This is a genomic window from Agromyces sp. NPDC055661 (assembly GCF_053618135.1).
Genome location: NZ_JBSHHC010000002.1, coordinates 868,939 through 881,778, shown reverse-complemented (window position 1 = coordinate 881,778; position 12,840 = coordinate 868,939). Strand labels below are relative to the sequence as shown.

General features: G+C 71.5%; 14 protein-coding genes. 7 read left to right on the top strand and 7 right to left on the bottom strand.

From position 1 onward, the window contains the following. Nucleotides 1-93 precede the first annotated feature (93 nt). From ACWGO8_RS17680 to glgA, 3 genes are all read right to left on the bottom strand, one after another. The gene (locus tag ACWGO8_RS17680) at nt 94-342 is read right to left on the bottom strand and encodes a type B 50S ribosomal protein L31 (RefSeq protein WP_376954735.1); all 249 of its coding nucleotides are present in this window, start codon (nt 340-342) and stop codon (nt 94-96) included. Between the two features lie 113 nt (nt 343-455). Further along, nucleotides 456-1,241 (bottom strand): ABC transporter ATP-binding protein, encoded by a 786-nt coding sequence (locus ACWGO8_RS17675; RefSeq protein ID WP_452044276.1) that lies wholly within the window; start codon nt 1,239-1,241, stop codon nt 456-458. Nucleotides 1,242-1,315: 74 nt separating this feature from the next. Then, nucleotides 1,316-2,503 (bottom strand): glycogen synthase, encoded by a 1,188-nt coding sequence (gene glgA, locus ACWGO8_RS17670; protein WP_452044275.1) that lies wholly within the window; start codon nt 2,501-2,503, stop codon nt 1,316-1,318. Nucleotides 2,504-2,591: 88 nt separating this feature from the next. On the opposite strand from glgA, the gene glgC reads away from it, so the two are divergent. The 3 genes from glgC (at nt 2,592) to ACWGO8_RS17655 (ending at nt 5,537) form a co-directional block, all read left to right on the top strand. Then, entirely contained in the window at nt 2,592-3,839 is a 1,248-nt protein-coding gene (gene glgC / locus ACWGO8_RS17665) for a glucose-1-phosphate adenylyltransferase (RefSeq protein WP_376954739.1), read from the top strand. Beyond that, a complete protein-coding gene (gene serB, locus ACWGO8_RS17660) occupies nt 3,836-4,498 on the top strand; it encodes a phosphoserine phosphatase SerB (protein ID WP_452044274.1) in 663 nt (220 codons plus the stop codon). The genes glgC and serB overlap by 4 nt, the downstream gene beginning before the upstream one ends. Before the next feature lie 85 nt (nt 4,499-4,583). Then, a complete protein-coding gene (locus ACWGO8_RS17655; protein ID WP_452044273.1) occupies nt 4,584-5,537 on the top strand; it encodes an SMP-30/gluconolactonase/LRE family protein in 954 nt (317 codons plus the stop codon). Between the two features lie 29 nt (nt 5,538-5,566). Here ACWGO8_RS17655 and fabG read toward each other — a convergent pair whose 3' ends face one another. Continuing rightward, the gene (gene fabG, locus ACWGO8_RS17650; RefSeq protein ID WP_452044272.1) at nt 5,567-6,277 is read right to left on the bottom strand and encodes a 3-oxoacyl-ACP reductase FabG; all 711 of its coding nucleotides are present in this window, start codon (nt 6,275-6,277) and stop codon (nt 5,567-5,569) included. A gap of 168 nt (nt 6,278-6,445) precedes the next feature. Between fabG and ACWGO8_RS17645 the strand changes: the two genes are divergently transcribed. The 3 genes from ACWGO8_RS17645 to ACWGO8_RS17635 are packed head-to-tail and all read left to right on the top strand — an operon-like array spanning nt 6,446 to nt 7,985. After that, entirely contained in the window at nt 6,446-6,865 is a 420-nt protein-coding gene (locus tag ACWGO8_RS17645; protein WP_452044271.1) for a DUF3099 domain-containing protein, read from the top strand. Continuing rightward, nucleotides 6,862-7,107: a hypothetical protein gene (locus ACWGO8_RS17640; protein WP_452044270.1), complete on the top strand. Its 246-nt coding sequence runs from the start codon at nt 6,862-6,864 to the stop codon at nt 7,105-7,107. The genes ACWGO8_RS17645 and ACWGO8_RS17640 overlap by 4 nt, the downstream gene beginning before the upstream one ends. Beyond that, the gene (locus ACWGO8_RS17635; protein ID WP_452044269.1) at nt 7,104-7,985 is read left to right on the top strand and encodes an SURF1 family cytochrome oxidase biogenesis protein; all 882 of its coding nucleotides are present in this window, start codon (nt 7,104-7,106) and stop codon (nt 7,983-7,985) included. The genes ACWGO8_RS17640 and ACWGO8_RS17635 overlap by 4 nt, the downstream gene beginning before the upstream one ends. Before the next feature lie 52 nt (nt 7,986-8,037). On the opposite strand, the gene ACWGO8_RS17630 is transcribed toward ACWGO8_RS17635, so the two are convergent. Then, entirely contained in the window at nt 8,038-9,636 is a 1,599-nt protein-coding gene (locus tag ACWGO8_RS17630; protein ID WP_452044581.1) for an ABC-F family ATP-binding cassette domain-containing protein, read from the bottom strand. Nucleotides 9,637-9,822: 186 nt separating this feature from the next. On the opposite strand from ACWGO8_RS17630, the gene ACWGO8_RS17625 reads away from it, so the two are divergent. Next, nucleotides 9,823-10,920, top strand: a complete 1,098-nt coding sequence (locus ACWGO8_RS17625; RefSeq protein ID WP_452044268.1) for a winged helix DNA-binding domain-containing protein — start codon at nt 9,823-9,825, stop codon at nt 10,918-10,920. Nucleotides 10,921-11,003: 83 nt separating this feature from the next. On the opposite strand, the gene ACWGO8_RS17620 is transcribed toward ACWGO8_RS17625, so the two are convergent. Beyond that, nucleotides 11,004-11,564, bottom strand: a complete 561-nt coding sequence (locus ACWGO8_RS17620; protein WP_376954753.1) for a YceI family protein — start codon at nt 11,562-11,564, stop codon at nt 11,004-11,006. 76 nt (nt 11,565-11,640) lie between these two features. After that, nucleotides 11,641-12,828 carry a glycoside hydrolase family 3 N-terminal domain-containing protein gene (locus tag ACWGO8_RS17615; protein WP_452044267.1) on the bottom strand — a complete coding sequence of 396 codons (1,188 nt, stop codon included), beginning with the start codon at nt 12,826-12,828 and terminating at the stop codon, nt 11,641-11,643. Nucleotides 12,829-12,840 lie beyond the last annotated feature (12 nt).

Sequence of the window (12,840 nt, the reverse complement as noted above, 5' to 3'; positions counted from 1 at the left end):
TTTTTTTTTTTTTTATACCCCCCCCCTGTTGCGGGGGGGGGGGCTGGGGGCGGGGGGGGCCCCCGGCCCCCCCCCCCCTTCCGGTCGGCAGGATTACTTGCCGAAGTTCTTGAAGCGCTGGTTGAACTTCTCGACGCGGCCGGCCGAGTCCATGATGCGCTGCTTGCCCGTGTAGAACGGGTGCGACTCCGACGAGATCTCGACGTCGATGACGGGGTAGGTGACACCGTCGAGCTCGATGGTCTTGTCGCTCGTCGCGGTCGAGCGGGTGAGGAACGTGGCGCCCGAGGCGAGGTCGCGGAAGACGATCGCGTTGTACTCGGGGTGGATGTCGGTCTTCATGGAGACTTCCTTGTTGATCGGATCTGACGGGGAATCCCGCGCACTGGGCACAGGAAAAGCTTCGTGGCCCTCGGGCCAGCTGTCGAGTCTAGCAGAGTCGACGCGGTCGCACGTCAGGCCGCACGCGCGGCGAACCGCCCCTCGGCCTCGGACAGGTCGATCGAGATCCCGAACGTCTCGCTCAGGCTGTCGGACGTGAGCGCCTCGGCGAGCGGACCGGCCGTGACCACCTTGCCGTCCGAGAGCAGCAGCGCGTGCGTGAAGCCGTGCGGGATCTCCTCGACGTGGTGGGTGACCATGACGATCGCGGGAGACGACGGCGACGAGGCGTACCCGCCGAGCAGGCCGACGAGCTCCTCGCGAGCGCCGAGGTCGAGGCTCGCGGCGGGCTCGTCGAGGAGCAGCAGCTCGGGGTCGGTCATCACCGAGCGGGCGATCTGCACGCGCTTCTGCTCCCCGTCGGAGAGGCTGCCGAAGCGGCGCTCCGCGAAGCCCTCGAGGCCCCACTCGGCGAGCACGCGCTGGGCGCGGCGGAGGTCGATCTCCTCGTACTCCTCGTTCCAGCGCCCGGTGACCGAGTAGGCGGCCGTGAGCACCACGTCGAGCACGGTCTCGTTCTTGGGGATCTTTCGAGCCATCGCGGTCGACGCGAAGCCGATCATCGGGCGGAGCTCGAAGACGTCGACCTTGCCGAGCGACTCCTGGAGCACGTCGGCCGTGCCCTTGGTCGGGTGCATCGCCGCGGCCGCGATCTGCAGCAGCGTGGTCTTTCCGGCCCCATTCGGACCGAGGATGACCCAGCGCTGGTCGGAGTCGACGCTCCACGTCACCGAGTCGAGGATCGGATTCCCGTCTCGGATCACCGACACGTCGTGGAACTGCAGCACCGTACTCGCCATGCCCACCATGCTATCGGGACCGGAAGGGCCCTCCGGTCCGCGCACGATCGTCAGCGGCGCCGCCTCTCGGTGGCTCACCTCCCGAGGACCCGGGCGTAGAGCTCCTGCGTGCGAGCGGCGATCGCGTCCCACGCGAAGTGCTCCTCGGCGCGTCGGCGACCGGCCTCCCCCATCGCCTTCGCCGTGGCCGGATCGCCCACCACGCGCGTCAGCGCGGCGGCGAGATCGGCGACGAACGCGTCGGGGTCGAGCGGGGTCCCGGTGCCGTCGTCGACCTGCTCGATGGGCACGAGCACGCCCGTGACGCCGTCCTCGACGACCTCGGGGATGCCGCCCGTGGCGGTGCCCACGACGGGTGCGCCGCAGGCCATCGCCTCGAGGTTCACGATGCCGAGCGGCTCGTACACCGAGGGGCACACGAACGTGGTCGCCGCGGTGAGGAGCGCGGTGAGCTCCGGCCGCGGGAGGTGCCGGTCGATCCACACGACACCGCCGCGCTCGGCGCTGAGCTCCTCGACGAGGCCCGTGACCTCGGCCATGATCTCCTCGGTGTCGGGCGCGCCCGCGCAGAGGACGAGTTGCACGTCGGGCGGCAGCATCCGCGCCGCGCGCAGCAGGTACGGAAGGCCCTTCTGCCGGGTGATGCGGCCCACGAAGATCACCGACGGCCGGTCGGGGTCGAGCCCCAGCGATCGCGCGAGGTCGGCGTCGTGGTTCGGCTTCCAGTCGGTGAGGTCGATGCCGTTGTAGACGACCTCGACGCGCTCGGGGTCGATGGCGGGGTACGCGCGCAGGATGTCGCGGCGCATGCCGTCGCTCACCGCGATCACCGCGTCGGCGTCCTCGAACGCGGTGCGCTCCACCCACGACGAGAGCCGGTAGCCCCCGCCGAGCTGCTCGGCCTTCCACGGACGCAGCGGCTCGAGGCTGTGCGCGGTGACGACGTGCGGGATGTCGTGCAGGCGTTTGGCGGTGAAGCCGGCGAAGTTTGCGTACCAGGTGTGCGAGTGCACGAGGTCGGCGCCCGCGGCATCCCCGGCCATCAGCAGGTCGACGCCCATGGTGCCGAGCGCAGCGTTGCGGCCGTCGAACTCGGCGGGGGTCGAGTAGCCGATCGTGCCGGGTTCGTCGCGTGGTGCGCCGAAGCAGCGGACGATCACGTCGAGGTCGCGGCGCAGCGCCCTGACGAGCTCGGCGACATGCACCCCCGCCCCTCCGTAGACCTCGGGCGGATACTCGCGGGTGAGCAGGTCGACACGCATGCTGCCACGGTAGCGCAGCACGTGCCGCATGCGACATGGGCCGACATCGACCCCCGAAATCGCGCGGCGTCTGACTACGCTGGGGTCCATGGCCACGCGCAAGGTATTCGGCATCGTGCTCGCCGGCGGCGAGGGCAAGCGGCTCATGCCCCTCACGGAGGACCGGGCCAAGCCCGCGGTTCCGTTCGGGGGACAGTACCGGCTCATCGACTTCGCCCTGTCGAACCTGCTGAACTCCGGCCTCAGGCAGATCGTGGTGCTCACGCAGTACAAGTCGCACAGCCTCGACCGCCACATCTCGCAGACCTGGCGCATGAACGGGCTGCTGAACTCCTACGTCGCCTCAGTGCCGGCGCAGCAGCGCCTCGGCAAGCGCTGGTTCTCGGGGTCGGCCGACGCGATCCTGCAGAGCCTCAACCTCATCTACGACGAGCAGCCCGACATCATCGTCGTCGTCGGCGCCGATCACGTGTACCGCATGGACTTCAGCCAGATGATCGACGCGCACATCCAGTCGGGCCAGGCGGCGACGGTCGCCGCGATCCGCCAGCCCATCTCGCTGGCCGACCAGTTCGGCGTGATCGAGGTCGACAAGGAGCAGCCCGACCGCATCCATCGCTTCCTCGAGAAGCCGAAGGAGCCGGTCGGCCTGCCCGACTCCCCCAACGAGGTGCTCGCCTCGATGGGCAACTACGTGTTCGACGCCGACGCGCTCATCGACGCCGTGCTCCGCGACGGGGAGCGCACCGACTCGAGCCACGACATGGGCGGCGACATCATCCCCGCCTTCGTCGCCCAGGGCGCCGCGGGCGTCTACGACCTCAAGCGCAACGACGTGCCCGGATCCACCGACCGCGACCGCTACTACTGGCGCGACGTGGGGACGATCGACTCGTTCTTCGAGGCGCACCAGGACCTCATCTCGGTGCTGCCGGTGTTCAACCTCTACAACCGCGAGTGGCCGATCTTCAGCCAGCAGCTCAACTCGCCGCCCGCGAAGTTCACGCGAGACGCTCGCGGCTCGCTCGGCACGGTCATCGACTCGATCGTGTCGCTCGGGTCCGTGATCTCCGGCGCGCACGTCGAGCGCAGCGTGCTCGGCCCGTGGGCGATCGTGGGCTCGGGGGCGCACGTCGCCGACTCGATCCTGTTCGACCGTGCGCGCATCGAGGCGGGCGCGACCGTGCAGCGGGCGATCCTCGACAAGGAGGTCGTCGTCGAGGCCGGTGCGCACATCGGCGTCGACCGCGCCGAAGACCTGGCGCGCGGCTTCATCGTGACCGACAGCGGCATCACGGTCGTCGGCAAGGGCTCCCGGGTCCGGGTCTCCGCGTGACGGGCGGCACGGCCGGCCGCGCGAGCGGCCCCCTCGTCGTGCTCGACGCCGACTCCACGCTCATCCGCGAAGAGGCGATCGAACTGCTGGCGGATGCCGCGGGCAGCCTCGAGCTCGTCGCCGAGGTCACCGAGCGCGCGATGCGCGGCGAGCTCGACTTCGCGGCCAGCCTGCGCGAGCGCGTCGCGACGCTCGCCGGACTCGACGTGGCCGAGCTCGAGCGCGCCCGCGCCCGGATGACGCCCACGCCGGGCGTCGAGGAGCTCATCGAGCGGGTGCACGCGATCGACGGCCGGGTCGGCGTGGTCTCCGGCGGCTTCCACGAGCTGCTCGATCCGCTCGCCGAGCGGCTGGGCCTCGACTTCTGCCGCGCGAACCGGCTGGAGGTGGTCGACGGCCGCCTCTCCGGTCGGGTCGACGGCGCCATCGTCGACGCGGGCGGCAAGGCCGCGGCGCTCGAGGAGTGGGCGGCGGCGAGCGGCATCCCGCTGGAGCGCACGGTCGCCGTCGGCGACGGCGCCAACGACCTGCAGATGCTCGGCCGCGCGCGCCTGGGAGTCGCGTTCTGCGCGAAGCCGGTCGTGCGGCGACAGGCGGATGTCGCGATCGACGTGCCCGACCTCAGCACCGTGCTCCCCCTGCTCGGCCTTCGCGGCTGACCGCACGCGCGAGGCCGATCCGAAGCGGGCTGGGAGCTTCCTCCGAACCCGCACCGCCGTGTCGGATCGGTCGTAGCCTGACCCCATGTCCGGTCGCATCGTCGCACGTACGTTCGCCGCCGCCGCGCTGACCGGGCTGATGGCCGTCGGCGCGGTCGGCACCGCACAGGCAGCAGGCAGTCCGCCCGGAGGCGGCTCCGTCGAGGACGTCATCTCGCTGCCCGACGGGTTCCAGCCCGAGGGGATCGCGATCGGCAACGGACCGACGGCCTACGTCGGCTCGCTCGCCGACGGCGACGTCTACGTCGTCGACCTGCGCACGGGCGCCGAGATCACGACCCTCCAGGGTCCTGGCACGCCCTCGGTGGGCCTGAAGGTCGACCAGCGCGGACGGCTCTTCATCGCCGGCGGACCGACGGGCGAGGCGCGCGTCGTCGACGCGTCGACCGGAGCGCTGCTGGAGGAGTATCAGCTCACCACGGGGCCGGCGTTCATCAACGACGTCGTGCTGACCCGCGACGGCGCGTGGTTCACGAACAGCTCCGCCGCCGAGCTGTACTTCCTGCCCGTGGGCCCGGCGGGCGCGCTTCCCGACGCTTCCGACGTCGTGACCCTGCCGCTCTCGGGCGACTGGACGCAGGTCCCCAACGCATTCAATGCGAACGGCATCGCCGAGACACCCGATCACAAGGCGCTGCTCGTCATCCAGTCGGCGACCGCGACGCTGTTCCGGGTCGATCCCGCCACCGGTGACGCCACGGCTGTCGATCTCGGCGGCGCGACCCTGGACAATGGCGACGGCCTGCTCGTGGTCGGCCGCACGCTCTACGTCGTGCAGAACTTCGGCAATGCGGTCGCCGTCGTCGAGCTGGCCCCCGACGGCTCGAACGGCACCGTCGTCGACACGATCACGGACCCCCACTTCCAGGTGCCGACGACCGTCGCGAAGTTCGGGAAGAGCCTCTTCCTCCCGAACGCGCGCTTCGACACGCCGCCGACGCCGACCACGGAGTACTCGGTAGTGCGCATCGACCGCTGAGCGGTCGCGTCCGCAGCGAGCGGTGGGGCCTAGTGCCCCATCCCGAGGCCGCCGTCGACGGGGATGACGGCGCCCGAGATGTAGCCCGCGTCGTCGCCGGCGAGCCAGGTGACGACCTTCGCGACCTCGACGGGCGTCGCGAAGCGACCCAGCGGGATGGTCTTCTGGTAGTCGGCCTGCTGCGCCTCCGACAGCTCGTCGGTCATGTCGGTCTGGATGAAGCCGGGGGCCACGACGTTCGTCGTGATGTTCCGCGCGCCGAGCTCGCGGGTGAGCGAGCGCGCCATGCCCACGAGGGCGGCCTTCGACGCCGCGTAGTTCACCTGCCCGGGCGAGCCGTAGAGGCCGACGACGCTCGAGATGAGCACGATGCGGCCGAACCGCGCCTTGAGCATGCCCTTCGACGCGCGCTTGATCACGCGGAACGCGCCAGTCAGGTTGGTGTCGATGACGCTCGTGAACTCGTCCTCGGTCATGCGCAGCAGGAGCGTGTCGCGCGTGATGCCGGCGTTCGCCACGATGACCTCGACGGGACCGAGGGCCGCTTCGACCTCGGTGAAGGCCTGGTCGACCGACGCTGCATCCGTGACGTCGGCCCGGACCGTGAGCGCGCCCTCGGGGCCCTCGCCGGAGCGCGCGGTGACCGCGACCCGGTGGCCCTCGGCGAGGAACTCCTGGGCGATCGCGTAGCCGATCCCCCGGTTGCCACCGGTCACGAGGACGGTGCGGCTCGTCATCATGCTGGACTCCGTTCTGTGCGGTCGGGCGATGCCCTGCTGCGAAGGGGCGACGCCCCGGCCGATCGGCCCGTCCCAGCATAGAGGCTCGCCGATCGGGGCATCCGCGGGGCCCTGACGGACGTAGGCTTGAGGCATGAGGAGGGCGCCGCGAGACCCACGGCGACCAGCATGAAGCAGCAGTCGATCACCACGCTGCCGCCCTCGCCCGAAGCGGAGCGGCGTTCGCGCATGATCAAGTACACGGTCGCGATGTCCATCCGCGTCGTGTGCATCTTCTGCATGCTGTTCGCGAAGGGCTGGTGGCTCGCCGTGTTCGCCGCCGGTGCGGTGTTCCTCCCCTACGTCGCGGTCGTGCTCGCCAACGTGAGCGGTCCGACGCGCAACGACGAGGTGCTGCGGCCCGGAAGCATCGTCCCGGTCGGGACACCGCCCGACGACGACGCCCGATCCGATGGCGACGCAGCCGGCGCCGACGGGCCCGACGACGCGTCGCCCCGAGCCGGCGAGCCGACGGACGCGCAGACCTCGGCCGACGACCCGGGCTCCGCGTCATCCGATCGCGACGGCGACGAGCGCGGTGCCGCGTGATCGGCGCGATCGGGGCGGAATCCGCCCAGGACGTCTGCTCGCGCGCCGCGTGCCGTGAGCCCGCGACCTGGCGCATCGACTGGCAGAACCCGCGCATCCACACCGGCGACCGGTGGAAGACCTGGCTCGCCTGCGACGAGCACGTGGAGTACCTCCGCGGATTCCTCGAGGCCCGGTCCTTCCCGGTGCGCGTCGCGGCCTTCGACCCGGTGACGGATGCCGCCGCGGGGGCCGAGCCGTGAGCGAATGGTCCTTCCTCAGGTCGCCCCGCTGGGCGGGCTACCTGGCGCTCGTGATCGTGTTCGCGATCGCCTGCTGCGCGCTCGGCACGTGGCAGCTCAACCGGCGCGCCGAGGCGCTCGCCGAGGTCGCGCGGATCGACGCCAACTACGACGCCGAGGCGATCCCGGTGGCCGAGGCCCTGCCCGATCCCGACGGGTTCGACGCCAATCAGCGCTGGCAGGTCGTCGCCCTCTCGGGCGAGTACCTGGCCGACGAGGAGGTCGTCGTGCGCAACCGCCCGTTCCAGGGCAGTTCGGGCTTCGAGGTGATCACGCCGTTCCGGCTCGACGACGGCACCGTGTTCATGGTGAACCGCGGCTGGATCGCGCAGGACTCCGATGGTCGGCCGAGCGAGTACGCGGCGCCGCCGGCCGGACGCGTCGACGTCGAGGCGCGACTGAAGGCGGGTGAAGGCCGGATCGCCGGACGCACGTCGACCGGGAACGAGCTCGCCACGATCGACCTCGACGAGCTTTCCGACCGCGTCGGCGGACCGACCTACACGGGCGCGTACGGCCTGCTCGTGCAGCGCGGCGACGACGCCGATGAGCCTCCCCTGGCGGCCATGCGCCCGGCGCGCGACGAGGGTCCGCACCTCTCCTACGCGCTGCAGTGGTTCGTGTTCGCGCTGCTCGGGTTCGTCGGGCTCGCCTGGGCCGCGAACCAGGAGCGCAGGGGCCTCGCCGAGGCATCCGCCGGCTCGCATGCGACGACGGATGCCGCGATGGCACCCGGCGCGCCGGTCTCGGGCACGCCCGTGCGGGCGCCGAGGCGACCGAAGCGCGAGCGGAAGGATGCGGACGCCGACCTCGAGGACGAGGTGCTCGACCGGCGGTAGGGGCAGCGGGGCCCGTCCCGATGCTCGCGGTCGCTTTCGCGACGCGCCGCCGTCACGCCAGCTCGATGAGCTCCTGGTACTCCTTCGACCAGTGGTCCTCGGTGCCGTCGGGCATGATGAGGACGCGCTCGGGGTTGAGCGCCTCGACCGCGCCCGGGTCGTGGCTGACGAGCACGACCGACCCCTCGTAGTGCGCGAGCGCGTCGAGGATCTCCTCGCGGCTCGCGGGGTCGAGGTTGTTCGTCGGCTCGTCGAGGAGGAGCACGTTCGCCCCCGACACCACGATCATCGCGAGCGCGAGACGCGTCTTCTCGCCACCTGAGAGCACCCCGGCGGGCTTGTGCACGTCGTCGCCCGTGAAGAGGAACGAGCCGAGCACCTTGCGCGCCTCGGTCTCGGTGAGGTTCGGCGACGCGCTCACCATGTTCTGCAGCACGCTCCGCTTCACGTCGAGCGTCTCGTGCTCCTGGGCGTAGTAGCCGACGCGCAGTCCGTGGCCGGGCTCGATGACGCCCGTGTCGGGTGCGTCGACGCCCGCGAGGATGCGGAGCAGGGTGGTCTTGCCCGCGCCGTTGAGCCCGATGATGACGACCTTCGACCCGCGGTCGATCGCGAGGTCGACGGCCGTGAAGATCTCGAGCGAGCCGTAGCTCTTCGAGAGGTCGCTCGCGGTGAGCGGCGTGCGACCGCAGGGCGCCGGCGTGGGGAAGCGGAGCTTGGCCACGCGGTCGACCGAGCGCACCTCCTCGAGCCCGGCGAGCAGCTTCTCGGCGCGCGCGACCATCTGGTGCGCCGCGGCTGCCTTCGACGCCTTCGCGCCGAACCTGGCCGCCTGCAGCTGGAGCACGCCAGCCTTCTTCTCGGCGTTGGCGCGCTCCTTCTTGCGGCGCTCCTCGTCGGCGGCCCGCTGGCGCAGGTAGTGCTTCCAGCCCATGTTGTAGATGTCGATGACCGAGCGATTCGCATCGAGGTAGAACACGCGGTTCACGACCTCGCCGACGAGCTCCACGTCGTGGCTGATCACGATCACGCCGCCCTTGTAGCCCTTCAGGAACTCGCGCAGCCAGACGACGGAGTCGGCGTCGAGGTGGTTGGTGGGCTCGTCGAGGATCATCGTCTCGGCGTCCGAGAAGAGGATGCGGGCCAGCTCGATGCGGCGGCGCTGTCCGCCCGACAGGGTCTTCAACGGCTGGTCGAGGATGCGGTCGGGCAGGTTGAGGTTCGACGCGATCGACGCGGCCTCCGCCTCGGCGGCGTACCCGCCGAGCGCCGTGAAGCGGTCGGTGAGGTTGCCGTACTTCTTCATCGCGCGCTCGGCGACGGCGGCGTCGTCGCTGCCCATCTGCACGGATGCCTCGTGCATGCCGAGCACGAGCGAGCCGAGGCCGCGGGCGTCGAGGATGCGCGTACGCGCGAGCATGTCGGGATCGCCGGAACGCGGATCCTGCGGCAGGTAGCCGATCTCGCCCGAACGGTCGATTCGCCCGCCGGTCGGCAGCGTCTCGCCCGCGAGCGTCTTCGTGAGGGTCGTCTTGCCGGCGCCGTTGCGGCCGACGAGTCCCACCTTGTCGCCTGAGGAGACGCGGAAGTCCACGTGCTCCATGAGCACGCGCGCGCCGATGCGGATCTCGAGATCATGGACGGCGAGCACGGGGATCCTCCGGGCGGAACGGGTGGTGGGCGAGGTGCCGAACGGCACAGCCGCCCAGTCTATCGCTCGCAGCATGAATGACCGCCGCGAGCTCCCCGGGTACCGCCGTGCACCGATCCGTCCGCGGCCACGGCGCCGAGCGGGTGTCTCCCGACGGATGTCCCCGGCATCCGCCAGACTCGAGGCATGCCGACGCCCGCCAGCACGGCCCGACTTCGCTCCGCCCGCCTCGCCGCGCACGGACTCCGCGACGGGCTGCCCACGATCGTCGACGCCGTGCGCCGCCTCGGGGCCGTGCAGGCGCAGGACTTCGTCGCATCGAAGTGGGTGCTCGGCGCGCGGGTCCCGGGGTCCGTCAGTGCCGACGTCGACGCGGCGCTCGAGTCGCGCGAGGTGGTGCGCTCCTGGCCGATGCGGGGCACGCTGCACATCCTCCCCACCGAGCGGCTCCGGCCGATCCTGTCGATCACCGGGGCTCGCGAGCTGCGACGGGCGACGCTCACCCACCGCACGCTCGAGCTCGACGACGCCGTCTACCGGCGTGCTCGCGCGGTGGCCGAGCGGGAGCTCGCCGGCGGTGCGATGTCTCGTGAGGAGCTGCTCGCCGCGTGGGAGGACGCCGGCATCTCGACGGCGGGCCAGCGCGGGTACCACCTGATCTGGTGGCTCGCGCTCGAGGCGGTGGTCTGCTGCGGACCGGTCGAGGGCCGCACCCAGCGCTTCGTCCTGCTCGACGAGTGGGCGCCGCAGCGCGGCGGGCTCCCCGATCGCGAGGAGGTCCTCGCGGGCCTGCTCACCGCGTACGTCGTCGGGCATGGCCCGGTGACCGTGCAGGACTTCGCCTGGTGGGCGGGGCTCACGCTCGGCGACGCGCGCACGGCGCTCGCGGCCGCGGGCGACGCGGTCACCGTGTTCGACGACGAGCGGTTCGTGGCCGCCGACGCCGGCTGGGCGGCCGATCCCGACGCCGCGGCGCCGCGCGCGACCGGGCGCCACGCGCTCGCCGCGTTCGACGAGTACTTCCTCGGCTACCGCGACCGCGCTCCGGTCTGCGAACCGCTGCACGCCGGCCGCGTGGTGCCGGGCGGCAACGGCGTGTTCCAGCCGATCCTCGTGGCCGGCGGCGTGGTCGAGGGCCTGTGGAAGGTCGCTCGGGCGCGAGGCGGGGCAACCGTCGCCCTGCACGGCTTCGACGGCGACCTCGAGCCCGCGCGCTATCGCTCGGCGCTCGCGAGGTGGGCCCGCTTCACGGGCCAACGTCTCGACGCGGTCACGACGGCCTGAGCCGGTCGACGTCGACGCGGAAGCCGCCGGGACGACGAACGGGCGGCGCCGAGAGTCGGCGCCGCCCGTTCGCACGCGTCGGGCTACTGCGCGAGGGCAGCCTGGAGCTCGAGCGTGATGGTGACCTGGTCGCCGAGGAGCACGCCGCCGGTCTCGAGCGCCGCGTTGTAGCTGAGGCCGAAGTCCTCGCGGTTCACGACGGCCTTCGCGGTGGCGCCGCCCTTGTAGTTGCCGTAGGGGTCGCCGCCGAAGCCGCCGAAGTCGAAGTCGAATGTCACGGGCTTGGTGATGCCGCGCATGGTGAGGTCGCCGTCCACCTTGAAGTCGCCGCCCTCGACGCGCACGCCGGTGGAGACGAAGTCGATCGTCGGGTGGGTCTCCGCCTCGAAGAAGTCGCCGGTGCGCAGGTGGGCGTCGCGGTTCGGCTCGTTCGTGGTGATCGAGGCGACCTCGGCGGACGCGGTGACCTGCGAGTCGAGGGGGTTCTCGGCCGTGACGAAGGTCGCGTCGAAGCGCTCGAACTTGCCCTTCACCTTGCTGATCATGAGGTGGCGGATGCTGAAGCCGACCTCGCTGTGCGCGGTGTCGACCTTCCAGGTGCCCACTCGGTAGCCGGGGATCTCGATCGTGGCGGTGCTCGTCATAGTGCGTTGTTCTCCGTGTTCGGTATCGTGCGGCCGGATCGGCCACACTCGATACGAACGCATGGAACCGTCGGGTCTATTCCCCGGATCCCGAATCCGTTTCCTCGACCGCGATCGAACGGCGGAGGGTGAGCACCCGCTCGACCGCGTCGTCGAGGCGCTCCTCGCTCAAGCGGCCGGAGTCCACCGCGCCGCTGATGGCCCCGACGAGGCCGTCGACGGAGATGCCGACATCGGCCGGATCGGCGGGCAGCACGTACAGCAGCAGGTCGCAGCCCGCCGCGACCGCTCGCACGGCGTTCTCGCCGGGATCGGCGTACTCGGGCAGGTCGTTCCGCTGCAGCATGAGCATGTCGTCGCTCACGACGACCCCGTCGAAGCCCAGCTCGTCGCGGAGGATCCGGTGCCACTCCGGCGAGAGCGAGGCCGGCGCCGGGTCGATCGCGGGGTAGGCCAGGTGACCGGTCATCACGAGCTCGGCACCCGCATCGATGCCGGCCTCGAACGGCACGGCCGGACCGGTGCGCCACTCGTCCATCGTCAGCGGCGCGGTCGGAATGCTCGTGTGGGAGTCCCCTGGGGCGGCGCCGTGGCCCGGGAAGTGCTTGAGCGTGCTCTCCACGACGTGGCGCTCCCCCGACACGGCGGCCGCGACGCGATCCGCCGCTCCCGTCGGGTCCGTCCCGAGGATGCGGCCCGCGATGAACGACTCGGGGTCGGGCGTGACGTCGGCCACGATCCCGAAGTTCACCGAGACGCCCGCGTCGGCGAGGGCGGCGGCACGGGCAGCGAACGCGTCCTCGGATGCCGCGGGCGGCTCGTTCCGCAGCTGGTCGGCGCCGGGCTGGTCGTCCCACGGCAGGCGCTGCACCTCGCCGCCCTCCTCGTCGATCCCGATCAGCGCGGGCGCCTCGGGATCGTCCTGGACGGCGGCCGTCAGCTCGGCGAGCTCGGGCGGGGTCTCGGGCATGTTGTCGCCCATGAGGATGAGGCCGGAGACGCCCTGGTCGACGTACGCCCGCAGCGGCGCGGGGTCGATGCCCGGGGCGTGCAGCATGAGCAGCGCCGCCGCCTTCTGCTCGGTGGTGAGCTCCGACATCCGCTCGTCGACCCAGTCGCCGATCGACTGGACGGGCAGCTCGGAGGCCGACGCCGAGGTCTCGCCGGACGTGCGGTCATCGGACGCGGGAGCGGCGCACGCGGCACCGCCGACGAGCACGGCCACGGCCAGCAGCGGCAGGATCGTCGTTCTCGTCGTTCGCACCGGCCCGAGTGT